This window comes from Arthrobacter pascens, from assembly GCF_017052465.1.
GTDB lineage: Bacteria > Actinomycetota > Actinomycetes > Actinomycetales > Micrococcaceae > Arthrobacter > Arthrobacter pascens.
This window is the reverse complement of record NZ_JAFHKT010000139.1, coordinates 84,551-109,810: the sequence shown is the minus strand read 5'-3', so window position 1 is coordinate 109,810 and position 25,260 is coordinate 84,551. Positions and strand designations below refer to the sequence as shown.

Annotated in this window: 17 protein-coding genes and 1 pseudogene; 11 read left to right on the top strand and 7 right to left on the bottom strand. The window is 67.2% G+C overall.

The features are described 5' to 3' along the window. The 4 genes and pseudogenes from JYA52_RS22480 to JYA52_RS12180 form a co-directional block, all read left to right on the top strand. A pseudogene (locus JYA52_RS22480) lies at positions 1 to 164 on the top strand (serine hydroxymethyltransferase); the annotation flags it as partial. Between the two features lie 240 nt (positions 165 to 404). Then, positions 405 to 1,817, top strand: coding sequence for an L-serine ammonia-lyase (locus JYA52_RS12190; RefSeq protein WP_205653441.1), 1,413 nt, complete (start codon positions 405 to 407; stop codon positions 1,815 to 1,817). 120 nt (positions 1,818 to 1,937) lie between these two features. Then, a complete protein-coding gene (locus tag JYA52_RS12185; RefSeq protein ID WP_205653440.1) occupies positions 1,938 to 3,011 on the top strand; it encodes a lipid II:glycine glycyltransferase FemX in 1,074 nt (357 codons plus the stop codon). Positions 3,012 to 3,059: 48 nt separating this feature from the next. Then, positions 3,060 to 4,556: a threonine/serine exporter family protein gene (locus JYA52_RS12180; protein ID WP_205653439.1), complete on the top strand. Its 1,497-nt coding sequence runs from the start codon at positions 3,060 to 3,062 to the stop codon at positions 4,554 to 4,556. Between the two features lie 40 nt (positions 4,557 to 4,596). Here JYA52_RS12180 and JYA52_RS12175 read toward each other — a convergent pair whose 3' ends face one another. Beyond that, complete coding sequence (locus JYA52_RS12175) at positions 4,597 to 5,436, bottom strand: siderophore-interacting protein (protein ID WP_205653438.1); 840 nt, start codon at positions 5,434 to 5,436, stop codon at positions 4,597 to 4,599. 122 nt (positions 5,437 to 5,558) lie between these two features. Between JYA52_RS12175 and JYA52_RS12170 the strand changes: the two genes are divergently transcribed. Continuing rightward, complete coding sequence (locus JYA52_RS12170; RefSeq protein WP_205653437.1) at positions 5,559 to 11,621, top strand: Ig-like domain-containing protein; 6,063 nt, start codon at positions 5,559 to 5,561, stop codon at positions 11,619 to 11,621. On the opposite strand, the gene JYA52_RS12165 is transcribed toward JYA52_RS12170, so the two are convergent. Further along, entirely contained in the window at positions 11,593 to 12,411 is an 819-nt protein-coding gene (locus JYA52_RS12165; protein ID WP_205653436.1) for a uracil-DNA glycosylase, read from the bottom strand. The genes JYA52_RS12170 and JYA52_RS12165 overlap by 29 nt on opposite strands. A gap of 107 nt (positions 12,412 to 12,518) precedes the next feature. On the opposite strand from JYA52_RS12165, the gene JYA52_RS12160 reads away from it, so the two are divergent. The 6 genes from JYA52_RS12160 (at position 12,519) to JYA52_RS12135 (ending at position 18,376) form a co-directional block, all read left to right on the top strand. Next, positions 12,519 to 12,881: a DUF3263 domain-containing protein gene (locus JYA52_RS12160; protein WP_372433822.1), complete on the top strand. Its 363-nt coding sequence runs from the start codon at positions 12,519 to 12,521 to the stop codon at positions 12,879 to 12,881. Between the two features lie 50 nt (positions 12,882 to 12,931). Continuing rightward, a complete protein-coding gene (locus tag JYA52_RS12155; protein ID WP_205653435.1) occupies positions 12,932 to 13,594 on the top strand; it encodes a LytR C-terminal domain-containing protein in 663 nt (220 codons plus the stop codon). Positions 13,595 to 13,753: 159 nt separating this feature from the next. Further along, positions 13,754 to 13,957 (top strand): cold-shock protein, encoded by a 204-nt coding sequence (locus tag JYA52_RS12150; RefSeq protein WP_205653434.1) that lies wholly within the window; start codon positions 13,754 to 13,756, stop codon positions 13,955 to 13,957. A 32-nt stretch (positions 13,958 to 13,989) separates the two neighbouring features. Beyond that, positions 13,990 to 15,288, top strand: a complete 1,299-nt coding sequence (locus tag JYA52_RS12145) for an ABC transporter substrate-binding protein (protein WP_205653433.1) — start codon at positions 13,990 to 13,992, stop codon at positions 15,286 to 15,288. 291 nt (positions 15,289 to 15,579) lie between these two features. Continuing rightward, positions 15,580 to 17,208, top strand: coding sequence for a chaperonin GroEL (gene groL / locus JYA52_RS12140; RefSeq protein WP_205653432.1), 1,629 nt, complete (start codon positions 15,580 to 15,582; stop codon positions 17,206 to 17,208). A 181-nt stretch (positions 17,209 to 17,389) separates the two neighbouring features. Further along, on the top strand, positions 17,390 to 18,376 hold the full coding sequence (locus JYA52_RS12135) for an RNase H family protein (protein ID WP_205653431.1): 987 nt from the start codon (positions 17,390 to 17,392) through the stop codon (positions 18,374 to 18,376). A gap of 4 nt (positions 18,377 to 18,380) precedes the next feature. Here the strand turns inward: JYA52_RS12135 and JYA52_RS12130 are convergent, their stop codons facing one another. The 5 genes from JYA52_RS12130 to JYA52_RS12110 all read right to left on the bottom strand — a co-directional run bounded on the left by JYA52_RS12130 (position 18,381) and on the right by JYA52_RS12110 (position 25,253). After that, positions 18,381 to 18,671, bottom strand: a complete 291-nt coding sequence (locus JYA52_RS12130) for a WXG100 family type VII secretion target (RefSeq protein WP_205653430.1) — start codon at positions 18,669 to 18,671, stop codon at positions 18,381 to 18,383. Between the two features lie 116 nt (positions 18,672 to 18,787). Beyond that, on the bottom strand, positions 18,788 to 20,317 hold the full coding sequence (locus JYA52_RS12125) for a sensor histidine kinase (RefSeq protein WP_205653429.1): 1,530 nt from the start codon (positions 20,315 to 20,317) through the stop codon (positions 18,788 to 18,790). Positions 20,318 to 20,319: 2 nt separating this feature from the next. Next, complete coding sequence (locus JYA52_RS12120; RefSeq protein ID WP_205653428.1) at positions 20,320 to 21,033, bottom strand: response regulator transcription factor; 714 nt, start codon at positions 21,031 to 21,033, stop codon at positions 20,320 to 20,322. A gap of 61 nt (positions 21,034 to 21,094) precedes the next feature. Continuing rightward, the gene (locus JYA52_RS12115) at positions 21,095 to 22,741 is read right to left on the bottom strand and encodes a DNA repair helicase XPB (protein WP_205653427.1); all 1,647 of its coding nucleotides are present in this window, start codon (positions 22,739 to 22,741) and stop codon (positions 21,095 to 21,097) included. Positions 22,742 to 22,754: 13 nt separating this feature from the next. Next, positions 22,755 to 25,253 (bottom strand): helicase-associated domain-containing protein, encoded by a 2,499-nt coding sequence (locus tag JYA52_RS12110; protein ID WP_205653426.1) that lies wholly within the window; start codon positions 25,251 to 25,253, stop codon positions 22,755 to 22,757. Positions 25,254 to 25,260 lie beyond the last annotated feature (7 nt).

The following is a 25,260-nucleotide window of genomic DNA, read 5'->3' as shown; positions in this document are numbered from 1 at the left end:
TGGCAACCCGCGGTTTCGGTGAGGCGGCGTTCGAAGAGGTGGCGGACATCATCGCCGAGGCACTGATGGCCGACGCCGGAACCGACCTGTCCGGCCTGCGTTCAAGGGTCGAGGCACTAGCCGCCGCGCACCCGCTCTACCCGTCGGTTGCCAACTTCGGCTGACTTCCAACGGCGCTGGCTCCGGGTCCGGCAGGCCCCAGTTTTCACGCGTGCTGCTCCTTCGTCGCTTTGACGCACGCTTTCGAAAACCGCGGCCTGTCGGCCCCTCGGAGGGGGCCGGGCATCCGGCAGCATGCGTCTAAGGGAGCGTCACGTCCGCGCAGCGGGCGTCTTCGCGACCGAGCATGCAGAGGATGTCCGGCTCCCACCCCACCCGATGACTTGTCTAGTTAGGATTGATTTATGGCCGTTGGAGTCTTTGACCTTTTTTCCATCGGAATAGGGCCGTCCAGTTCACACACCGTGGGACCGATGCGGGCCGCCGCGGTCTTCGCCGAAGAGCTGAAGTCTTCCGGCAGGCTGGACCGCGTGGCGTCGTTGCGGGTGGACCTGTACGGTTCGCTGGCGGCGACGGGGCATGGCCACGGCACCATGACCGCGATCCTGCTCGGGCTCGAAGGCTTCCACCCCGAGCTGATCCTGCCCGATGAGGTGGAGGACCGGCTCGCCGCGATCGCGGAAACCGGCATGCTGCAGCTCGCCGGTGCTGGCGATGGGAACGGTGTTCCCCTGCCCTACGGCGTCAAGGACATGGTGCTGCGTCCCCTGACAATCCTGCCGCGGCACACTAACGGCATGACGTTTACGGTCTTCGATGCCGCCGGCGAGGTCCTCCACGAGGCGACCTTCTTCTCCGTTGGCGGCGGCTTCATCGTCCGCGAGGGCGAAGAGGACGCGGCACAGCAGGAACTCGAGGAATCCAAGAAGGAACTGCCCCTGCCGTTCCGCACCGCCGCGGAACTCCTCGGCCGCTGCCAGTCCAAGGGGCTGTCCATCGGCGAGATCATGCTGGTCAACGAACGCGCCTCCCGCTCTGAGGAGGAAATCCGCGAAGGCCTGCTCCACATCTACTCGGTGATGGAAAGCTGCGTGCAGGTCAGCCTCAAGCGTGAGGGGCTGCTGCCCGGCGGACTGAAGGTCCGCCGTCGTGCGCCCGACTGGCACGAACGCCTCCTGAAGGAGGACAAGGACCGGGACCCCAAGTACTGGCAGGAATGGGTCAACCTCATCGCCCTGGCCGTCAACGAGGAAAACGCCACCGGCGGGCGGGTGGTGACCGCCCCCACCAACGGCGCAGCGGGCATCATCCCGGCGGTGCTGTACTACGCCCTGCACTTCGCCCCCGGCATGGACACGGCAAGCCAGCAGGACCGGAACGACGTCGTGGTGAAGTTCCTGCTGACCGCCGGCGCGATCGGAGTCCTGTACAAGGAGCAGGCATCCATCTCCGGCGCAGAGGTGGGCTGCCAGGGCGAGGTGGGTTCGGCGTCGTCCATGGCTGCCGCGGGCCTGGCCGAGGTCATGGGCGGCACGCCGTCACAGGTGGAGAACGCCGCGGAAATCGCCATGGAGCACAACCTCGGCCTGACCTGCGATCCCATCGGCGGGCTCGTCCAGGTGCCCTGCATCGAACGCAACGCGATCGCTGCCGCGAAGGCCATCAACGCCGCCAAGATGGCGCTGTGGGGGGACGGCTCGCACCGGGTTTCCCTCGACGAGGTGATCGTCACCATGCGGGAAACCGGCCGGGACATGAGCTCGAAGTACAAGGAAACGGCCATGGGCGGCCTCGCCGTCAACGTCGTGGAGTGCTGAACAGACGCAACACTGGCGACGCCGGGCATTCGGCGCGGGCACGTGCTGGACGGATAGACTTGAGGCTGCCTCATCGGGCACCAGCTGCAGACACGTACGCGAAGATTGGACACGGCACACTTGCGAGAATTCACTGCCCGCTTTGCCACCTCCGAGGAGGTCGCCAACTGGGATTCCCACGTCACCGCGAATCCGAATGGCGGAAACCTCCTTCAGTCAGAGGCCTTCGCTGACGTCAAGCAGCACTTTGGCTGGAAAACCCTCCACCTGGTCTACGAAACCGCCGACTACCTCAGCTACAACCTCGTCCTGGAAAAGAGCTTTCCGGTGCTGGGCAAGCTCTGGTACCTCATCAAGGGACCGGATGTAGCCGACGTGGAAGACATTCCCGGCATCGCCAAAGCCAACGAGGACTTCGTCAGGAGGGCGCGGCTGGGCGTCTTCGCCATCAAGATCGAGCCGGACATCGTGCTCAGCGACCAGGCCCGGCAGGTCATCGAAGGGGCGGGGCTGGTCAAGACCCACAACCTGCAGCCCAACGACTCCACCGCCCTCCTGGATATTTCCCCCGAGGAGAACCAGCTGCTCCGCAACCTGCACTCCCGCGGCCGGAACGCGGTCCGCCGCGCCATCCGCGAAGGCGTTGAGGTGCACAACGTGGAACCGAGCGAAGAGAACTTCCGTGCCATGTACGGGCTCATGACCACCACCGTGGAGGCGAAGTCGCAGGTCCGGGTCCGGGAGTACGAGTACTACCGCCAGTTCTGGACCAACTTCATCAAGCGCGGCCAGGGACGGCTCCTGTTCGTGTACGAGAACGGCGTCCCCTCGGTGGGAGCTTTCGTCATCAACTACGGACGCAAGGGCACCTATAAGGACGGAGGGTCCCTGCAGAAACGCAGCCAGTACGGCGATTCGCACCTCGTGCAGTGGACGGCAATCAACCAGGTCAAGGAACTTGGCTGCACGGAATACGACTTCTGCGGCACCCCGCCCAGCGACCAGCTGAAGGACACGTCCAACCCGTTCCATGGGCTGGGCCTCTTCAAGACCAGTTTCAGCAAGACCGTCACGGACTTCGTGGGCTGCTACGACCAGGTCATCAGCCCGCTGAAGTACAAGGCCTGGATGGCCGCCGGCGAACGGGTGGCGCGGCAGGTGTACACCCGCCGGACGGGAAAGCAGTTCTACTAGGACTGGCAGCAACAAATAAACCAAGGCAACGCATGGAGGGAGGCCGGAGTGGAGAAGAAACCCGAAGGAGCCGGGCGCCCCATCAGTGACGGCCTGCCCAAGACGCAGCCGCTGACCGCTTCGCAGCTGCGCCAGAACGCCGCCGCCAAGCGCATGCTGCGCCGCCTGGTGCAAGGGGAGAACCCGCCTACGGCGCCGCTGAGCATCGTGGACCGGCTCACCGGGAGCCCCTACGCCAACCCCATGATCCAGGTGGCCGGCGTCGACACGTCGGCGCGGAAGACCATGGACTTCGCGCTGCGGCTCGCCGAATCGATGTTCCGGTACGGCGCAGGCGCCCTCGAAGTGGAAACCAGCATCATCGCTGTCACCGCGGCGCTCGGCCTGAGCAACATCGAGGTGGACATCACCAACCAGTCGGTGGGCATCAACTACGCGGCCCCGGACCAAACGCCCATAGCGCTGCTTCGCGTGGTGCGCTCCTGGACCAACAACTACGCAGGCCTGGCAAAAGTCCACCAGCTCGTCACCGACATCGTGGCCGGCGGGGTCGGCAGGGACGAGGCCGTCCGGCGCCTGGACGAGATCGTCCGCAGCCCCAAGCCGTTCCCGCGCTGGATGGTCACGGTCGCGTTCGCTGTGTTCTCGGCATTGTTCGTGGGCGTGATCGGCGGCGGCCCGGGGGCGTCGGCGGTCGCCTTCGCATCCAACCTGCTGATCAGCCTGCTGGCCCGGAAGCTGGGCCGCTGGCGGACACCGGACTTCTTCATCACGGCGGCCTGTTCCTTCGTGGTCACCATCATCGCGCTGCTCCTGTGGCGGTTCGGCAGCCCCGTGGGGATCCAGCTTGCCCCGGCCATTGTGGTGGTGGGCGGCATCCTGCTGCTGCTGCCCACGGGCCGGCTCGTGTCCTCGGTGCAAGACGCCATCAACGGCTTCCCCGTCACGGCGGCAGGCCGGTTCCTGTCCACGCTGCTGACGTTCGGGGCGCTCGTTGCCGGGATCGCCGTAGCGTTCGTGGTGGGGGACAGGATCGGCATGGAACCCATCGACGTCACGGAGTCTTTCCCGCCCGCGTATCCGCTGTGGGCGCAGGTGATCATGGTGGCCATCGCCGTCGTGGCCATCGGCATCACGGAACAGACGGACTGGAAGCTGCTGCTTCCGACGGCAGGTGTCGGCGTCATCGGGCACCTGGCGCTCATCGCTGCGGAATCACTCGCCGTCGGGCCGCGCTTTTCACCGGCTGTGGCGGCGGTCGTGATCGGCCTGCTGGCCCGTGTGGTGGCGCTGAAGATGGGCGCCCCGCAGCTGGTGGTCGCCGTGCCAGCCGGCTTGATCCTTCTGCCCGGGCTCACCATATTCCGGTCGATGTACGTGCTGACCATCGAGGAATCCGAGATCCTGCTGGGTGCCGGCGGGATGCTCAGCGCCGGGGCCATTGTGTTCGGCGTGGCCGGAGGGATTGTGCTTGGAGACACCCTGGCGCGGCCCCTCACCAAGGGCCTGGCGAGCAACGAACGACGGCGGGCGCGCCGCCGCTAGCCGGCCCCGGCTAGATCTTTAGATCTTGCCGGTTAGATCTTTAGATTTTTCCGATCGGGAGCTTCTTCTCCGCCTGGAAGGCGTCCTCCACCCGTCCCTTGGCCCAGTAGCCCGAGAGCGATACCTGGCTACGGTCCAGGCCGCGCTCGCGGAACAGCACCTCGCGCAGGCCCTTCATGTAGCCCCGTTCGCCGTGCGCAAAGACATCCACCCTGCCGTCCGGCCACGCTGACTCCCGCACAGCGCTGACCAGCAGGTCGCTGTCGCCCGCGGCCACGCCCCTGCGCTGGAGCCAGGCAACCTTGATGCCGGCCGGGGCGGAAATCGGCTGGATATCGGCGTCGCTGTCCACTTCGAGGAACGCCAGCCCGCGTGCGTCCTTCGGCAGCGACTCGATAACGGCCGCGATGGCCGGGATGGCCGCTTCGTCGCCGGCCAGCAGAATCCAGTCCGCCGAAGGATCGGGGTTGTACCCGCCTCCGGGACCGGTGAACATCAGGCTGTCGCCGGGCTGGGCGGACGCGGCCCACGGACCCGCCAGGCCCTCGTCGCCGTGGATGACAAAGTCGATGGCAAGTTCACGCGCGGCCACGTTCACCCAGCGGATCGTGTAGGTGCGCGTGAACGGCCACTGCTCCCGCGGCATCGTTTCGCGGACGGCCCACAGGTCGAGGGGCTCGGGGTAGGCCACACCAGGCTGCGGAAAGGCGATCTTGACGTACCTGTCCACGAAGTCGTTGTTGACGTAGTCCCCGAACCCCTCGCCGCCGACGACAATCCGGACCATATGCGCCGAAAGCTGCTCACGGCGCAGCACGGTCAGGTTGATCTGTGGACGGGATTTCCGGGTCGCGGAGGTGGCGGCAGGAACAGTAGTCATGAAAGTAAGCCTAGGCTAAGTTCGGTGCGGGACCTCCCTCCGCTGCCTTGCGGGTTCGCTAGATTACTGCGGTTGTTGGTCTAATTGACGGGAACTTCACTGCTGCCGACCGGGGGACACCCATGCCAAAGCGACCTAGGTTTTTCGCCAAGAGCGGGAGGCTGGTGCAGGCCACTGGCCTGTCCGCCGTCACGGCGGTCGTGGCGGCTGCGGCGATCCTGTATCCGGGAGTCAAGTCAGCCGACGTGGATCTCAACGACGGCGGCGTCTGGGTGACCAACAAAGGCATGGGGATGACCGCCCGGCTCAACTATCCCTCGAAGACCCTGGACGGTGGGGTTACGCCGCCGGGGGCAGGCTTTGACATCCTCCAGCATGCCGGCGAGGTTTTCGTGGACGAGGGCAGCGCGCTGACCGCCGTGGACCCTGCGGCCATGCGCCTGGGGGAACCGGTCAGGCTTCCCGACGGCGTCACCGCCTCGGCAGGCCAAGGCGCCTTTGTCTTCGCGGACCCGGAGACCGGCGAAGCCTGGCTGGCCTCGACCGACAGCCTGGGGAGCTTCGACAGGAAAACCTCAGAGCCGGTGATTTCCGGGGCGCCGGACCTGCAGGCCCTCATTGGAGCGGACGGAGCGGCCTACATCGCCGACCCCTCCGCCCACGAGGTCAGCCGGATAACGGTGGAACCTGACGGAACAGCCGGAGGCAAGGCAACCGCTTCGTACGCCGATTTTTCCGCCGCCAGGAACCTTCAGCTCAGCACAGTGGGGACCGAGGCCGTGCTCCTCGACAGCGATTCCGGCAGGCTCTACCTGCCCGGCGGCAGGACCGTCGACATCCCGGACGGCAAGGGGGCGCGCCTGCAGCAGGCAGGACCCGCGAGCAGTTTCGTGGCGGTGGCAACGCAGAACAGCCTGATCGGGCAGCCGCTGGATGGTGGAGAGCCATCCGTAAAGTCCGCAGGCAAGAACGGAAAGCCCGTGCGCCCGGTGCAGCTGGATGGCTGCGTGCACGCTGCCTGGAACAAGAGCAACGTCTATCTGCGCGACTGCGCCGACGACGGCGGAGACAAGCTGGCCGATGTGCCCGGGGCCGGCAACGAATCGGACCTCGTCTTCAGGGTGAACCGCAGTGTCGTCGTGCTCAACGACACCAGCGGCGGCAACGTCTGGCTCGTGCAGCAGACCATGCAGCTCGTCAATAACTGGCAGGACCTGCAGGCTCCGCCGAATCGCTCGGAGGAGGAGAAGGAGGACGCCGCCGACCAGAATCCGCTGAACCAGCTGCCTGACCGCACCAAACCCAACCGGGCGCCCAACGCCCAGGACGACGTCTTCGGTGTCCGGCCGGGCAAGACCACGCTGCTGACCCCGCTGGACAACGATTCCGACCCCGACGGTGACCTGCTGACCGTGAAGGTCCAGGGTTCCGGGCCGGGCAACGCCACGGCGCAGCCCATCTACAACGGATCCGCCCTGCAGATCGCCGTCCCGGAAGGAACCACGGGAACCTCCGAATTCGCCTACCAGGTGGACGACGGACGCGGCAAGAGCGCCCAGGCCAAGGTCACCCTCGCCGTGCGGAAGGACTCGGAGAACGGCCCGCCGACGCAAAAGCGCAGGACCGTCATCCAGCTCGAACAGGGAAAGTCCGTCAGCCAGGACGTACTGACGGACTGGACTGATCCGGACGGCGATGACCTTTTCCTGAAGGCAGCATCAGCGGGCAACGGCGATGACCAGGTCCAGGTGCGGCCGGACGGACTGATGCAGTTCCAGGACGTCGGAACCACCCTCGGCCGCAAGGAGGTAACCCTGCGCGTATCGGATGGCAGAGCCGAAAGCGAGGGCAAGGTCACCGTGGAGGTGCTGGCACGCGGAACCCTGCCGCCGGTGGCAAATCCCGACCACGTAAGCGCCGTCGCGGGCCAGGACGCGGTGATATCCCCCCTTGAGAACGATTTCGACCCCGCCGGTTCCACCCTCAGGCTGGCACGGATCGAAGGACCGCCAGCAGCCAGGGTGTCCCCCCGGTACGACGCCGGGACCTTCGTTTTCAACGCCGCTTCGGCGGGCACCTATTACGTCACCTATCAGGTGACCAACGGACCGGCGAGCCAACTTGGACTCGTCAGGATCGACGTCACTAACGGCGGGTCCGGTGCCCCGGTGGCAGTCCGGGACGTGGCGCGGCTTCCGCACGGCGGCCAGACCCTCGTGGATGCATTGGCAAACGACGTCGACCCCGCCGGCGGCGTGCTGGTCATCCAATCGGTCTACGTACCCTCAGGATCGCCGCTGTCCGTTGCCGTCCTGGACCACAGTGTCCTGAAGATCACCGATGCGCGGGGCCTGGCGGCGCCCGCCGTCATCACGTACACGGTGTCCAACGGGCAGCAGAGCGCCGTGGGTGAAGTGACGGTGCAGCCGGTGCCCGCTCCTGCCCGGCTGCGGCCGCCCCGCGCTGTCCCGGACGAAATCACGGTGCGCGCCAACGACGTGGCAACGGTCAACGTGCTGGCCAATGACAGCCACCCGGACGGCGCAGCGCTGACGCTGAAACCGGAACTCGCGCAAACAGTGGAAGCAGGGGACGGGATGCTGGGCATTTCCGGCGACGTCCTGCGGTTCAAGGCCGGACCCACCGCGAAGACCGTGCACGGCATCTACGTGCTGCAGGGTCCGGACGGACAGAAATCCTCCGCGCAGGTCACCATCCGGATCAAAGGCGGCGGCCCGGACCAGAATTCCCGGCCGGAACCGAAGAACCTGACAGCCCGCACGATCGCCGGCCGCACCACCCGCATCCACGTTCCGCTGGAGGGCATAGACCCGGACGGAGACTCCGTGTCACTGGTCGGGCTGGACAAGGCCCCCGGCTCCGGAACCGTCACCGTCGGCGCCACATACGTGGACTACACAGCGTCGGCGAAAGCCTCCGGCCAGGATGCCTTCAGCTACGTTGTGGAGGACACGTTCGGGGTACGCAGCACAGCCACCGTGGCGGTTGGCATCGGTGCCGCCGCCGGCGCCAACCAGCAGCCAGTGGCAGCCGACGACGCCCTGGCCGTCCAACCCGGCCGAGACGTCGCCGTCGACGTGCTGCACAACGATTCAGATCCCGACGGCGATGCGTTGGCGCTCGTCCGGGGCGGGACTGAAGCGGATGCGGCGCTCAACGCGTCCGTGGAAGACGGAAAGGTGCGGTTCACCGCGCCGGCCGCCACGGGCGCCGTCGTGATCCGCTACCGGATTTCCGACGGCAGGGGAGGCCAGGCTACGGGCACCGTCAAGGTCGATGTCACTCCCGCCGCGCCGCGGAAAGCGCCGGTTTCCCGGGACGACCGGGTGTCCTTCGCCGAGACGCTGGGGAAGTCCGCCGTGGACGTACCCGTACTGACGAACGACGTGGACCCCGACGGCGTAACCTCCGACCTCAAGGTGCTGCTGGCCGCAGGAACCACTGACGCCGCCGTGCGCGCTGACGGCCGTGTCAACATCACGCTGCTGCCCGCGCCCCGGATCATCCCCTACACCGTCACGGACCTCGACGGGCTGGCATCCACGGCGTTCATCCACGTGCCCGGCACCTCCGAACAGCGCCCTGCGCTCAAGAGCCCTGCGCCCCTGGAGGTGGTGAGCGGAGCGGAGCTGGCGGTCGACCTGGAGGACGCCGTGGTGGTCCGGCAGGGCCGCACCCCCAGGATCACGGTGGACTCCCGTGTTTCGGCGGTTGCCGGCAACGGAAAGCCGCTGGTCAAGGATGCAACGTCCCTCGTTTTCACCTCCGCCGACGACTACGCCGGGCCGGCGTCGCTGACGTTCGAGGTGGCCGATGGTCCCGTCGACGCCCCTGACACGTTGACCTCGGTACTGACAGTGGGCATCAACGTGCTGCCGGATCCGAACCGGAACCACCCGCCGGCCGTGTCCTCCACCCGCGCCGCCGTGGTCAAGGGGGAGGAAACGGTGGTGGACCTCGAGCCCCTGGTATCGGATCCGGACCCCGCTGACAGCGGCAAACTGAAGGTCGCACTGGGTGGCCAGCCTCCCCGGGGAGTCACTGCCAGCGTGCAGGGTATGTCCCTGAGAATCAGGGCCGACGCCGATGCGCCGGAGCCGGGCGGCGTGCTCCAGCTGACCGTGACGGACCCGCGCGGCCTTTCGGCCCAGGCAGCGGTCCAGGTCGACCTGACGCCGTCACTTCGTCCGCTGCCGGTGGCCAACGACGACGAGGTGGCCGAGGCCAGGGCCGGTGAAACGCGGCAGGTCCGGGTGCTGGCCAACGACATCAGCCCGTTCCCTGGTGCCCCGCTGAAACTTGTCAGCGCAGCCGTGGAGACGGGCAACGGCAGCGCCACCGTGTCAGGGGATGCGGTGGACGTCCGCCCCGCGGATTCGTTCGTGGGAACCATGGTGGTGAGGTACCGGGTTCAGGACAAAACGGCCGACCCCCGGCGCCAGGCCGAGGGCCGCATCAGGCTGACGGTCAAGGCGAAGCCGGACAGACCGGGAACCCCCGTGGCCACCGAGGTGCGGGACAGCACCGTGGTGCTGACATGGACGCCGCCGGCTGCCAACGGTTCTGCCATCACCGGCTACAGGGTGACCGGTACCAACGGCGTTTCGAAGTTGTGCCCCGCCAACACCTGCACCATCGGGTCGCTGACCAACGACGTCGAATACACCTTCAGCGTGGTGGCCGTGAACGGCATCGGAGCATCGGACGCCTCGGCGCCCTCCGCGCCGGCACGCCCGGATCAGCGGCCCGAGGCGCCCCAGGCACCGACGCTGCAGTTTGGGGACAAACAGCTTAAAGTCAGCTGGCCGGCGGCCAGGACCACGGGCTCGGCAGTCGGCGGCTACGAACTCCAGATCTCGCCGGCCCCGCCGGCGGGTGCAGCCGTGCGGACGGCTGGTCCCGGCCTGAGCTACACCTGGACCGGACTGGCCAACGGCACGTCGTACCGCGTGCAGGTGCGGGCGAAAAACAAGGCCCCCACGCCGTCGGAATGGAGCCCCTTCTCGGCCGCCGAGATCCCCGCCGGCGTGCCTGCCGTTCCCGGCAGGCCGAGCAGCACCCTGGCAACATCGGGGGCCAGCAACTCGGTCATCCAGGTCAACTGGGCGGCACCGGACGGCAACGGCGATGCCGTGTCCGAGTACACGGTGGTTTCCTCCCACCCCGGTTCGCCGGACGCGTCGCAGGTGGTCGGGGGTGGCCGGACCAGTGCCGTCTTCACGGTCGGCAATTCCGACGCCGGCTACACCTTTACGGTGGCCGCCCGGAACAAGGCCGGATATTCGGGTGCCAGCGCGCCGTCCGATCCCCGGCGGGCCGTGGGGGCTCCGGGTCCCGTCAACGGGCTGCGTGCGGAACCGCGGGACAACAGCGCCCAGCTGGCATTCACCGCGCCGGCCGCCACCGGCGGCGCCGCCGCGGGGGAAACCGTCTATGAGTACCGGGTGAACGGGGGCCCGGTCGCTGCAGTGCCTTCCAACAGGGTCATACCGGGGCTGGCGAACAACGGCACCTACACCGTGGGGGTGCGCGCAACCAACGTCGTGGACGGCCAGTCGTACCCGGGTCCCTTCACGGACGCCAACCCGGTGGCTCCCTTCGGGAAGCCGTTCCAGGCGATCACTGACGGATTCCATCACGGGAACACGCAGGTCCGGACAACGGTTGCGCCTCCGGCGGCCAACGGCAGGCCCGTGGCGAGGTTCGAGTGGAGCAGCCGGTATCCCGACGACGGCAGAACCGGGCCGTCCGGGGTGCTGCCCGCCGGCGGCGGCGAGATTTTCGCGGGGGACCAGCCGGACCAGAACGTGGAGGTGTTGATCACCACGGTTGACAGCGACGGCAACCGCAGTGACGTTCTGCGGGCGGGGGGCCGGACATATCAAAACATCAGTTTCACGGTCAACGGTGAGTTCGGCGGCCTCTGTGCCTGGACCAGCTACCAGGCCAGCGCAGCCGACAACCAGGTGAACTGCCTCGCGGACGGCGGCGAATGGATGGCCAACGGCCAGGTGCGTCCGGTCAACTGCGCGGGGACCAACGCTCAGTACACGTTCCGGGGCTCCTCGGCGAACCAGTGGGCCGTGAAGAGCGGATACGCCGCGTCACGCTATGTGCGCATTGCGGGCCAGGCGCTTAGCGGCCAGCCGTTGGTCTGCCAGTAGCCCCCGCTGCCGGTGCCAGCGCCGGAAGTTCCCAGTCCACGGCGCCAACGCCTTGTTCTTCGAGCAGGGCGTTGGCGCGGCTGAACGGCCGCGAACCAAAGAAGCCGCGGGAGGCTGACAGCGGACTGGGGTGGACGCTGGCCACCACGGGGGTGTCGCCCAGCAGCGGGCGGATGCCTTCGGCGTCTTTTCCCCACAGGACCGCCACCAACGGGGGCCTGCCGCCGTCGGACGTCCGGCGGGCGGCGACGGCGGAGACCGCCGCCGTCGTGATGGTCTCCCAGCCCTTGCCGCGGTGTGAGCCGGCAGCGCCCTCGCGGACGCTCAGGACCCTGTTGAGCAGGAGCACGCCCTGGTCTGCCCAGGCACCGAGGTCGCCGTGGACCCTCGCGGGGTACCCCAGGTCCGACTCCAGTTCCTTGTAGATGTTCGCCAGGCTGCGGGGGATGGGCCGCGTTCGGCCGTCCACCGAAAAGGCCAGACCCACCGCATGGCCCGGAGTCGGGTATGGGTCCTGGCCCACGATCAGCACCCGCACGTCCGCCAGCGGCCGCCGGAATGCCCTCAAAACGTTCGACGGCGACGGCAGCACCTGATGCCCCGCCGCCACCTCCCCTGCCAGGAAGGAAAGGACCGCCCTCAGTTCGTCCTCCACCCCGGCCAGCGCCTGGGCCCAGTCAGCGGCCACGAGCTCCTCCAGCGGCGTCCCGGCCATCTCGGCGAATCCCGGGCCCGCCGCGTCGGACGGCAGCAGTTCGAAGAGGGGTTCAGGTTCAGTCACATCGATCATTCTCCCAGCGACAGCCGCACCGCGTAACGCGGCGTAAATGACAATGCTGTTATAACTCCGTAACATGGAGGCTGGACTTTTCACCGTAATCAGCGAAGGAGTGCGCAGTGGCCGAGCCGTTGCAGGACCATCTCGCGGAGCAGTCCACGGCGGCAGGCGCGGAGGCGGAAACCGGGCCGCGGCGCGGGTCGCTGCTGGATGACTTCCAGCTGAGGGACTCGCCGCTGAGCGAGCGCGAGCAGCAGATCCTGGCGCTGGAGCGGCAGTGGTGGAAGTACGCGGGAGCCAAGGAGCAGGCCATCCGGGAGCTGTTCGACCTCTCCGCGACGCACTACTACCAGATCCTGAACGCCCTCATCGATACCGAGCATGCGCTGGCGCACGACCCCATGCTGGTCAAGAGATTGCGTAGACTACGTACGTCACGTCAGCGGGCCCGCACTGCACGCCGTTTGGGGTCCGACGCGTAACCGCCAGTGCCGAACTGCCGGCAAAGACCAACAAGGACGTCACTTTCACCATGACCAACTATGCCCGGGACGAATTCGACAGGGTCCCCGAGGTCACTTCCCGGCAGGGCGTACACCGCTCCGCTGCGGCACCCAGGCGCCCCCGTCTGTGGCCCGTGCTGAGCGTGGGAACCGGGGCCCTCGCCGTTGGCCTGGCCTCGTTTGTCCTGCTTCCCCAGCTCGGCTTCGACGCCGCTGCCGGCCCGTCGTCAGCCAAGGACGCGGCCGTCTCGCCGTCCGCCGGCGCCTCGGCCACGCCCTCCGCGGCAGAGACCTCATCCGCCGCCTCGGCGGCCGACGTCCCGCCGTCCGACGCCGAATCGTCCGCTGCCTCGGCGGCCGCGTCCCCATCGGCCTCGCCATCTGATCCGGCATCCGTCGAAGCGCTCGCCTCAGACGTGGACATGGCGCTCCCTGTCTCGGTCTACAACGGCACGCTGACATCCGGCCTGGCTGGCCGCGTGGGCGCCACCCTCAAGGCCGACGGCTGGACCCTGGGCCAGGTAGCGAACTGGCAGGGCGCGCCGCAGCAGGAGTCCGTCATCTTCTACTCCGGTGCGGAGAGCAAAGGCAGGGCCGAGGCCCTGGGGGAGCTGCTGAACATCACCACACTCGTGGAGAGTGCAGGATTCGAGACATCCGTTGCCGTGGTGCTGGGCCCCGGATTCCAGTGACGTTTTGGGTTACGCCTGAATAACTATTGAGTCCGGGTCCGGCTGTCCGTCTGCCTCGCGCGGGGGCGCAGTGGATAGAGTGATTTTGAGTCTTCGGCGCGTAATTCACGGCACACACTGAGGTGGGCCTTACGGAAGCAATCTGAAAGTGTGGAGATCATGGCATTGGGAACCGTGAAGTGGTTCAACGCTGAAAAGGGCTACGGCTTCATAACCGTTGACGGCACGGGCGACGACGTCTTCGTGCACTGGTCCGCCATCCAGGTGGATGGCTACCGCGCCCTCGAGGAGGGCCAGCGGGTTGAGCTCGAGGTCGGCGAAGGCGAAAAGGGCCCGCAGGCCGAAAACGTCCGGCCCGCCTAGTGGCTGCCCGCGCCGTCCGGAGGCTTGCCCAGGTGACCGCCCGACGGCGGACCGGAACCACGAGCTCCGCCCGCACTCCTTTTTGGGGTACTGCTGCCTGGGGTACTGCGGCCGTGTTGGCGCTGGGCGCGTGCTCCGGGTCAGCCGAAAACGCCCGGACTGCTTCGGTGGAAGCCAGCGGCGACGGCACCTTCCGGATCGGGCTGATCCTGGACAGCACGGGAACGCAGGCCTTCCTGAACGGGGCCCAGCTGGCAGCCGCCAAGCTGGCCGTGCAGGAGATCAACGCGGCGGGCGGCCACAAAGGCAGGCCCGTCGAGCTGTTGCCGGAAAAGGTCGGCGGTGACGTCGGAGCGCAGGCGCGGGAACTCGTGGACGCCAAGGCGGACGTGGTGATCGGGCCCACCGATTCCAGCCGCGCTCCCGCCGCCATCGACGTGCTGTCCAAGGCCAAAGTCGCGCTCATCTCGCCCGCCAACACGGCAGGCGAGTTGAGCCAGTACCGGAGCGGCGGGTACTACTTCCGCACCGCGGCGTCCGACGCCGCCCAGGCCGCCGTGCTGGTGAAACTGGCCAAGGACGGCGGCGCGAAGAGCCTCGCCGTCGTCCACGAGGAGGGCGCCTACGGCACGGAGGTGTCGGCGGCCGTCTCAACCTCCGCGAAGGGTGCCGGCCTGGAGCCCGTGACCACGGCGGGCTTCAAGGCGGGCGAGTCCCGGAAAGCGGCGGCGGCTGCCGCGGACGCATCCCCGGACGCCGTCGTCGTCATTGCCCGCGGGGGTGCGCAGGGTGCCATCGCAGAACTCCACAACGCGGGCCTGTCGGGGAAGCAGCTGATCCTGGCGGACGGTGCCTTCAGGCAATACGGCTCGGACCTCGGTTCCCAGGCCCTGGACGGCACCCGCGGAATAGTCCCCGGGGTGTTCCCCTCCGCCCATCTGCAGGGCGAACTTGTGGCCGTGGACAAGAACCTCAAAGACATGACCTTCGCAGCGGAGACCTACGATGCTGTCAACCTCGCAGCACTGGCGGCTGCCGCGGCCGATGACGACGCCGGTGCCTCCGTGGCTGCGAACCTCATCGCCGTATCCGGCGGGTCCGCCGGCGCGGGCACCCAGCCGGCAGGCAACCCCGCGGTATGCAGGACGTACAAGGAGTGCCTGGCAGGCGTCAGGGCGGGAACGGCCGTGGATTATGACGGTGAGTCAGGCCCGGTCCGGTTCGATGCGAACGGCGACGTGACGGTGGCCAGCTACATGGTGTTCACCTACGGAGCGGACAACAGGGCGAAACTCACCGGCAGCGAAACAGCCAGCCGGGCGGCGGGCTGATCGCTGGGAGCGAAGCCGCCCCGGGAGCGCCCCGGTTTTCGCGCCTACTGCTTGCACTCTCCCCGGGGGAGTGCTAATTATTGATTAGCACTCCTGCATATCGACTGCTAACGCGTCGCCCGGCCCCGGCCGCCAGCGATGTCAGCGGCGGCCGAGTATGGAGCGAAGAAATACCTGGTTGGGGTGAGATCCGGACTGCCGGCGTACAGAGGCCTGCAGGAACGATCGTCCGTCGCGGGCACCACAGCGAGGTTCATTCTTAACGACTGTCCCGAAAGGACTACTGCCGTTATGGCCAAGATCATTGCATTTGATGAAGAGGCACGCCGCGGTCTTGAGCGGGGCCTGAACATCCTCGCCGACGCCGTCAAGGTCACCCTCGGCCCGCGTGGACGCAACGTCGTCCTCGAAAAGAAGTGGGGCGCCCCCACGATCACCAACGATGGTGTTTCCATCGCCAAGGAGATCGAGCTGGACGATCCTTACGAGAAGATCGGCGCCGAGCTGGTCAAGGAAGTTGCCAAGAAGACGGATGACGTCGCTGGCGACGGCACCACCACGGCTACCGTGCTGGCCCAGGCCCTCGTCAAGGAAGGCCTGCGCAACGTCGCGGCCGGCGCTGACCCGCTGTCCCTCAAGCGCGGCATCGAGAAGGCAGTTGAAGCGGTAACCCGCGAACTGCTGGACAACGCCAAGGAAATCGAAACCAAGGAAGAGATCGCCGCCACGGCCTCCATCTCTGCCGGTGACGACGAAATCGGCGCCCTCATTGCCGAGGCCCTCGACAAGGTCGGCAAGGAAGGTGTCATCACCGTTGAGGAGTCCAACACCTTCGGCCTGGAGCTCGAGCTCACCGAAGGCATGCGCTTCGACAAGGGCTACATCTCCGCGTACTTCGTCACGGACACCGAGCGCCAGGAAACGGTCCTTGAGGACCCGTACATCCTGATCGTCAACTCCAAGATCTCCAACGTCAAGGAACTGGTTGCTGTCCTCGAAAAGGTCATGCAGTCCAGCAAGCCGCTGCTGATCATTGCCGAAGACATCGAGGGCGAGGCCCTGGCCACCCTGATCGTCAACAAGATCCGCGGCACCTTCAAGTCCGTTGCCGTCAAGGCTCCGGGCTTCGGTGACCGCCGCAAGGCCCAGCTCGCCGACATCGCCATCCTCACCGGTGGCCAGGTCATCGCCGAGGAAGTTGGCCTCAAGCTCGAGACCGCTGGCCTCGAACTCCTGGGCCGCGCCCGCAAGGTGGTTGTGACCAAGGACGAGACCACCATCGTCGAAGGTGCCGGCGACGCCGACCAGATCGCCGGCCGCGTTTCCCAGATCCGCGCCGAGATCGAAAACTCCGACTCCGACTACGACCGCGAGAAGCTGCAGGAGCGCCTGGCCAAGCTGGCCGGCGGCGTTGCAGTCATCAAGGCCGGTGCCGCAACCGAGGTTGAGCTCAAGGAACGCAAGCACCGCATCGAGGACGCCGTCCGCAACGCGAAGGCTGCTGTTGAAGAGGGCATCGTCGCCGGCGGTGGCGTTGCCCTGATCCAGGCAGGCCTCAAGGCATTCGCCAACCTGAACCTGACCGGCGACGAAGCAACCGGCGCGAACATCGTCCGCGTTGCCATCGATGCTCCGCTGAAGCAGATCGCCTTCAACGCTGGCCTCGAGCCCGGCGTTGTGGTCGACAAGGTCCGCGGCCTGCCCGCAGGCCACGGCCTGAACGCCGCAACCGGCGAGTACGTCGACCTGCTGGCTGCCGGCATCAACGACCCCGTCAAGGTAACCCGCTCTGCGCTGCAGAACGCGGCTTCCATTGCCGGACTGTTCCTCACCACCGAGGCAGTCGTTGCCGACAAGCCGGAGAAGAACGCTCCGGCCATGGGCGGCGGCGACGAGATGGGCGGCATGGGCGGTTTCTAACCCCCGGACGTCCATTCGCTGAAGCTTCCCAGTGAAGCACGCGTCAGGCGGCGGCGGTCCCACCTTCGGGTGGGGCCGCCGCTGCTCGTTAACGGCAGCGCCTGAGTGCCGGAAGGTGCGGGCGCCCCGTTCCAGGAGGGGGCTGAATTTCAGTGTCGGCAGGGTCTGGCAGGATGGATTCGTGACGATTACAGCAGCGGCCGACGGTTCGGCCTTAGGAAATCCCGGTCCGGCCGGATGGGCCTGGTATGTGAACGACGATTGCTGGCGCGCCGGAGGGTGGCCGCACGGAACGAACAACCAGGGTGAGCTCATGGCTGTGCTGGATCTGTTCCGCGCCACGGCACATGTCCCGCAGGAGGACCTGCACATCCTCTGCGACAGCCAGTACGTCATCAACTGCATCACCAAATGGATGCCGGGCTGGAAGCGCAAGGGCTGGCGCAAGGCGGACGGCAAGCCGGTGCTGAACGTGGACCTCCTCAAGGACATCGACAGGGAACTGGTGGGGCGGAAGTACACCTTCGAGTGGGTCAGGGGCCACGCCGGCCACGACCTCAACGAGGCAGCCGACGAGCGCGCCCGGGCTGTTGCACTTGCCTACCAGCAGGGAATCGCCGCACGGTCCGGACCAGGTTTCGGCAGGGCGGACGCCCCCGGCGCATCCGCTGCCGGTGCGGACTCTGATGAGACCGGGGAACCTGACTTTTTCAGCGAGCCGGAGCCGGACCTTTTCAGCCAACCGGAACCGGACTTTTTCAGCGAACCGGAGCCGGACCTTTTCAGCGAGTTGGATGCGGACGCATTCGCCGCGCCGGGCAGCGACCCGAGCCCGGAACAGACCGTCGAGGCGCTGGAACGTGAGCTTCTCCGCCCGGACGTACGCAGTGATATTGGCCGGATAGGCGTGCTCCTGCATCCGGAATTCATGGAGATCGGCAGCTCCGGAAGGGTCTGGACCCGCGACGCCATGATGATGTCACTGGAGGAAAGCCCCGGCAGCCCGATGGAGCTGGAGCTGATCGGTGCCGAGCGGATCGGCGCGGACACCATCCTGCTGACCTACCGCAGCCACTCACGCGACGGTGCGGCCCTGCGGAGCTCCGTTTGGGTCCTCGACGGCGGACAGTGGCGCCTCCGCTTCCACCAGGGCACGCCGGAGGCCTGACAGGCTAGTAGCTGAAGCGCTGGGCGTTGCCTTGCTCCGCCTGGGCGTACGTGGAGGCCGCGGACGACAACGCGAGGTTGATGGAGGCCAGGGACGCTTCCACCTTCCCCTGCGTCAGGGTCCACTCCGTGACGAGGGCCTGGAAGTTGGTGGCTGCCGAACCCCGCCACGTGGCCTGGAGTTCGTCCAGGCCGAGCTTCATCGCCTGCACGTCGGCGCTGATGCGGTCGACGGTCGCCTTGACGTTTGCTGACTTCACCTGGAGGAGTTCGGTATCGACGGAAATGATGCTCATGGCTGGGGCCTCTCGACGCGCGATGGACCGGCACTGGATGACCGGTAGCGGGCAGATCGTCCGGCCCACTGGGTCGAGCCTACGAACACGGCCGCCCCAGCCACTACAGGAAACCCCTATATGTGGATAACCTGCCCACCGCCGTGGCTTCCCCGGTCCGGCCCGTCGTCCCGGCTTCCCAGATCCTCGCTCGCCCCGTCCCCACTGGGGGTTTCCAGTGACTCGTCCCGGAGGGGAAGGCTGACCACCAGCGTGGCCCCGCCGCCCTCGGTGGCGTTCACCCGGACGGAGCCGCCGTGTGAGCCCACGATGGCGGCCACGATCGCCAGGCCCAGGCCGCTGCCGCCGGTGTCGCGCGTGCGGGACGTGTCCGACCGGTAGAAGCGTTCGAAGATCTTCGGCGCTTCACTGTCCGGAATGCCGGGTCCGTGGTCGCGGACTTCGAGCACAGCCCGCCGTTCCCCATCCTCACCCGTCCGTACGCCGACGGCGAGTTCGATCGGCGTCCCCTCGGGCGTGTACCTGAGGGCGTTGCCCACGAGGTTTCCCACCACCTGGCGGAGCTTTGCCTCATCGCCGAGAACGGGAGCAGGCACGGCGTTTCCACCGTCGAGTCCCAGCAGCGTGATGCTGCGGTCCCTGTCGCTGGCTTGGGTATCCACGACGGCGTCATGGGCCAGCAGCTGCAGGTCTACGGGTTTCTGCTGCAGCGGCCGCTGCTCGTCCAGCCGGGCCAGCAGGAGCAGGTCCTCCACCATGGAGCCCATCCGCTTGGCCTCGCTCTCGATCCGGCCCATGGCGCTGGAAATATCCTCGTCGGACTGCAGGGCACCATGGCGGTAGAGCTCTGAGTAGCCCCTGATGGTCACCAACGGAGTCCGCAGTTCATGGGATGCGTCCGCCGCGAAGCGCCGCATCCGGTCTTCCGAGGCCATCCGGGCGGCAAAGGCAGCCTCGATGTGGGCGAGCATGGCATTCAGCGACCGTCCAAGGCGGCCCACCTCAGTGGCCGGGTTTTCCACGGCCACGCGGCGCGACAGGTCCCCGGCTGCAATGGCTGCAGCTGTTTTTTCGACCCGGGCCAGCGGCCTGAAGGACCGTGTCACAGTCCAGGACGCGATAAAGGAGGCCAGGATCATGGCCAGCAGGCCCACGCCAACGACCACGAGCGTGGCATGGCGCAGTACTTCGTCCACCGGAGAGAGCGGCAGCCCGACAACCACGACAGCCCGCTCCTGGTCGCTGTCGACCACGCTCACCGCGACCACGCGCCAGTTCTTGCCGTCGCTGCCCCGGACCTGATACGGCTTCAACCCGCGTTGCCGGGCTTCATCCAGGGAGATGGAATCGATGTCCGGGCGGTCGGGCTTGCCGTCCAGGTTACTTGCCACAGAGCCGGGGTAATAGACGGTGACGGTGTAATCCGTCGGGACCACAGGGTTCGGCGCAATCAGCTGGTTGAAGGACCGCTGCCGCTCGGCGGACTGGACGGCGGCCTGGAGTTTGTCGTCCACCTGGCCCTCAAGATACGTTCGCAGCAGCGTCAGCGTACCCGCCCCCGTCACCGCGAGGGCCACCAGCATCAGCGCCATGATGATGGCCACCAGCTGTGACCGGAGTGTGGCGGACTTCCAACGCTCGAGCAAGGTCAGCGCTTTTCTGCTGTCCGCAGGACGTAGCCCACGCCGCGCTTGGTCTGGATCAGGGCCGGGGCTTCGGGATCAATGTCCACCTTGCGGCGCAGGTAGGAAATGTAGGATTCAACGATTGACGCGTCGCCGTTGAAATCGTATTCCCAGACGTGGTCCAAGATCTGTGCCTTGGACAGGACCCGGTTCGGATTGAGCATCAGGTACCGCAGGAGCTTGAACTCGGTGGGCGACAACTCGATCACGGTTCCTCCGCGGCGCACCTCGTGGGCGTCGTCATCCAGCTCGAGGTCGTCCACCCGGATGACGGCCTCGTCATCGTCCAGCATGGGCTGCGTGCGGCGGAGCACCGCGCGGATCCGCGCCACCACCTCGTCGAGGCTGAACGGCTTGGTGACGTAGTCATCACCGCCCACGGTGAGTCCGGTGACCTTGTCCTCGGTATCGTCCTTGGCGGTCAGGAACAGGACAGGGAAGTGCTTGCCGGCCGCGCGCAGCCTGCGCGTGACGGTGAAGCCGTCCATGTCCGGGAGCATGACGTCCAGGACGGCCAGGTCCGGCGCATGGGCTTCTGCGGCGGCCAGGGCATCGCGCCCGTTGCCGGCGGACACCACTTCAAATCCGGCAAACCGCAATGACGTGGACAGCAGCTCGCGGATGTTCGGCTCGTCGTCGACCACGAGGAGCTTGGCTTCGGCACCGTTCTTTTTCATAGTTCCCATGATGCTCCCAGTATCTGGGAGTTTTCTGGATGAATGTTGTGTGTTCGGTGGGCTATCCCACCGCGCCGGCGTCCTTGGCGTCCATGATCCGGTACGCATAGCCCTGTTCGGCCAGGAACCGCTGGCGTTTGGCGGCGAAGTCCTGGTCCAGGGTGTCCCGCGCCACGAGCGAGTAGAAGCGCGCCGCCCTGCCGTCCTGTTTGGGCCGCAGCAGCCGGCCGAGCCGCTGCGCCTCCTCCTGCCGGGAACCGAAAGAGCCGGACACCTGGATGGCAACGGACGCCTCGGGGAGGTCGATGGAGAAATTCGCCACCTTGGAGACGACGAGCGTCTGGACCTCGCCGGCCCGGAACGCGTCAAAGAGTCGCTGGCGCTCCTTCACGGAGGTGTCGCCCTTGATCACCGGTGCGTTCAGGCGCTCGCCGAGCTCGTCGAGCTGGTCGATGTACTGGCCGATCACCAGCACCTGTTCGCCCCGGTGCTTTTCCACCAGCTGCTCCGCCACCAGGGTCTTGGTTTCCGACGTGGCGCACAGCCGGTACTTGTCGGCGTCCTCGGCCATGGCGTAGGCGACGCGTTCGTCGCGGGGCAGATCAACGCGCACCTCCACGCAGTCCGCGGGGGCGATGTAGCCCTGCGCCTCGATGTCCTTCCAGGGCGCGTCGTAGCGCTTCGGGCCGATGAGGCTGAAGACTTCGCCTTCGCGGCCGTCTTCGCGGACAAGGGTGGCCGTGAGGCCCAGGCGGCGCCGGGCCTGCAGATCCGCCGTCATCCGGAAGATGGGCGCGGGCAGAAGGTGGACCTCATCATAGATGATCAGGCCCCAGTCGTTCCCGTCAACCAGCTCGAGGTGCGGATACAGTCCGCCGCGCTTGGTGGTGAGCACCTGGTACGTGGCGATGGTGACAGGCCGGACTTCCTTGACGGCGCCCGAGTATTCGCCAATCTCGGCTTCCGTGAGTGAGGTCCGTTTGAGCAGCTCGTCTTTCCACTGGCGCGCGGAAACGGTGTTGGTGACGAGGATAAGCGTGGTGGTGGAGCTGGTAGCCATGGCGGCGGCCCCCACCAGGGTTTTGCCGGCGCCGCAGGGGAGCACCACCACTCCGCTGCCGCCGGCCCAGAAGTTCTCCGCCGCCAGCTGCTGGTACGGCCGCAGCTTCCAGCCGGACTCGTCCAGCATGATCGGATGGGGTGTGCCGTCCACATATCCGGCCAGGTCCTCCGCGGGCCAGCCGATCTTGAGCAGCAGCTGCTTCAGCTGGCCGCGCTGCGAGGAGTGAACCACCACGGTCTCACCATCGATGCGCGGTCCCAGCAGCGGCTGGATCTTCTTGGCACGGCTGACCTCCTCGAGGACCGGGTAGTCACTGGTCCGCATGACGAGCCCGTGCTGTGGATCCTTTTCCAGCCGCAGCCGCCCGTAGCGGGACATGGTCTCTTCAACGTCGATGAGCAGCGAGTGCGGCACGGGGAAACGGGAGTACTTGAGCAGCGTGTCCAGGACCTTCTCGGCGTCGAGGCCCGCGGCCCGCGCGTTCCACAGACCCAGGGGAGTCAGCCGGTAGCTGTGCATGTGCTCCGGTGCGCGCTCCAGTTCAGCGAAGGCCGCAATGGCGTGCCTGGCTTCGGTGGCCTGCTCGTGGTCGACTTCCAGGAGGATGGTCTTATCGCTTTGGACAATCAGCGGTCCGTCGTTCACGCGGCGAAATCCTTCACGGGTGCATTTCCCCTGTTGCTTCGATATCGATGATCCGGTGGATGGACAGCACCCGCTCGGTGTCCTTCGCGGGGTCAAACACCCGGACGCGTCCGCCGGTTACGGATACCGGAACAACGGTTTCCAGCCTGGCATTCCCGAGGCTGTCCACCACGTTCATGGTGACCCGCTGCTTGAGCCGAATGGCTTTCCTTAGGGTCTCCAGCCCCAGCTGCGTGGCTTCCTCGCCGCCGTTGAGGGCGGCGCTCGGCCGGTGGCCGTTGGAGCTGGCCGCGGCAGCATGGCTGCGCAGCACCGCGAGCTGGGCGGTGATGTCTGCGTCGGGTGGGGCCGTCCGCGGCGCGCTGTACACCGGGCGTGCGCCCGCTCCGGCAACCGGTGCGGTGCGGTTCAGCCGCACGACGGCGGAATCCGGTTCTTCGACGGCGGGTGAGAGTCCCAGCCCGCGCAGCACCAGCGCCGTCTGCCGCGGCGGTGCGTGGGAGATAAGGACGGTGGGGGCGATCCGGACCAGGTTCAGCGAGGCTGCCGCGGCTTCGCCTGCCAGCTCCACGAGCGCTGCTTCGTCGTCGCTTTGGATGAAGCTGCCCGCGGCGCCCACGCGCAGCTTTCCGTGCCGCTGGGCAGTGTCCTCGATGAGGTACTCCAGGGGCTGCGGAACGGCGGTGGCCGAGTGCCTTCGGAGGAAGTCCAGGATGGTGGCGGCGTCCTGTCCCGCGTCCAGGGCCCGCCGGATGGACTGCACGGAGAACCTGTAAATGGTGGCCGGACCCTGCCCTTCGGCGTCTGCCATTCGCTGCAGCTGTTGGCTCAGTTCCGGACTCAAATACCCCGGCGCAACAGCGGTGAGGTCCGCCTGGAGCAGGACATGGTTCAGGGCGGCCGGCAGGTGTTCGCCGAGGATGTCCATGGCGTCGTCAGGCGCGTCGGCCGCGATGGCTGCCCCCAGCTGGCTGAGTGCGCCGGATCCGATCAGGCCCAGCAGCTCTGCCTCCGCCAGGACTCCCCGGATCAGTGAGCTGAAGCGCCGGGCCATGCGTGGCTGCTGCCATTCGGCGCGCTGCAGCACGGCATCGGCGTCGAGGACGGGAGCAGTACCGTCCGGAGCCTCGGCTTCGAGCGTCAGTTCCTGGAGTATCTCCAGGATTCGTTTGCGGACCACGGGCGCATCGGACCGCTGGGCCTCGGCGGACAACGCATTGACGACGGTCGCGGCAGGTGTGCGGTGGCTCGGCGGTCCGGCGGGCTGGCCGTTGATCGGCTGCCCCACCAGGGAGGGGGCGCGCTCGCTGGCAAGCCATGCGTTGACAAGCCACAGCCACTGTTCCTGGCGGGGCAGGCCCAGCCACTCCAATTCGGGCGGCTGCACCCAGCAGGAGCTGTCCACGTCCAGCCGGATCAGCCCCGACAGGGCACAGAACTCCAGAAGGACGGCGGTCGTATGCTGGTCCGCCCGCAAGGCATCGGCAAGCCGGCGCATCTCGCGAATGCCCACCCCGCCGCTCCGCAGGGTGGCCAGTGGCTGCTCCCGGACCGCATGGAGCAACTCCCCGGTGAGCCGCAGCGTTTCGGCGATTGCGCCCAGGGCGGCGTTGCGGCGCAGGGATGCGGTGGTGGTTCCCAGCGTGGGTTTGGGAGGAGTGAGGGAGAAATTATCGATCACGGCGCCGCCCCGGAGGGAGATCCCGACGCTGTGGGGCAGTTCAACGTGCGCCGCGTCCAGCGGCACGAGCAGGCCACGGGCCAGCAGCCAGTCCACCGGTCCGACGTCGTGCCCCTCGCCGATGACGGACGCTTTCCGCTGCGCCTGGGGGACGGCCCCCATGGCCCAATTGCTGAACCGGGCGAGCAGCGCCGTCGTGCGTTCCGGTGCCGTGGCGAGGATGGCACGCAAGGCCTCCGGCGAGGAGGTCCAGTGCTGCAGCGCCAGCGCTGCCTCCATCGGGGTGGTGGCCGGCTGGACCGCGGCACCGCTGCGGTGCAGTTCGCCGACCAGCTGGACGACGCGCTGGGCGAACGCCGGCTGCAGGCGGACCAGTTCGGTGTAGCTGCGGCCCAGCCCTGCGGGATAAATTCCCACAACGTCCTTCAGGCTGCCGACCGGCAGGTAAAAACGCTGCCGGTGGGCAGAAGGGCTGGCGGTGTGAGGGGGCTCGGCGCGGTGGACCAGTGCCAGTTCCTGGAGCGACAGCAGGATTCGTTCCACAGCGGCCAATGAAGAGCCGGCGACCAGTTTCTTCACGCCCGCGGCCGATGCGCTGTGCCCGGTATCGGTGTTCGTGCAGAGGTGAAGGGTCTCCAGCACCTGCATTTGCGGCCGGTTGAGGCGTTCCAGCGCCCGCTGCACGCTGACCCGGGCGCTCGCGCGGGCCGCCAGCGCCGCGAAATCCGGTACGCCCGGCGACATCAGATCCGGTCGCGCAACGAACAGGGCCCGCAACGACGCGTCGCTGCGTGCCTCCAGTTCCTTGCTGAGCGCACGAATAAGGGACATCAGTCCA